This window comes from Rhodococcus gannanensis (assembly GCF_042681175.1).
Lineage (GTDB): Bacteria > Actinomycetota > Actinomycetes > Mycobacteriales > Mycobacteriaceae > Rhodococcus_G > Rhodococcus_G gannanensis.
Map to the genome: position 1 here is coordinate 1 of NZ_JBHUFB010000020.1, position 570 is coordinate 570.

Sequence of the window (570 nt, forward strand, 5' to 3'; positions counted from 1 at the left end):
TCACCCTCTCAGGTCGGCTACCCGTCGTCGCCTTGGTAGGCCATTACCCCACCAACAAGCTGATAGGCCGCGGGCCCATCCTGCACCAGTAAACCTTTCCACCACACACCATGCAGCATGTGGTCATATCCGGTATTAGACCCAGTTTCCCAGGCTTATCCCGAAGTGCAGGGCAGATCACCCACGTGTTACTCACCCGTTCGCCGCTCGTGTACCCCCGAAAGGGCCTTACCGCTCGACTTGCATGTGTTAAGCACGCCGCCAGCGTTCGTCCTGAGCCAGGATCAAACTCTCCGTTGAAGACTCTAGATCGGCCGGCGAAACCAGCTAATCAGTCATAGACATCGAGTCAAATCACTAGCAAAAAAACTCAAACTAGCTTAAATTCGTCGACCATCCCACACGGGGGTGCAAGACAATCGACATACCCACCCCATCGAAAGACGGGGCGGAGTACCAAAAAAAATTGGCACTGACATTCATCGGCACACTGTTGAGTTCTCAAAGAACACGCACACACCATCACCACCAAGATTCATCATCTCGGCCGCTCCGGGGCAACTGTTCCAG

General features: G+C 54.2%; 1 rRNA gene. It reads right to left on the bottom strand.

The features are described 5' to 3' along the window. Positions 1–300, bottom strand: a 16S ribosomal RNA gene (locus tag ACFSJG_RS21055); the annotation flags it as partial. Positions 301–570 lie beyond the last annotated feature (270 nt).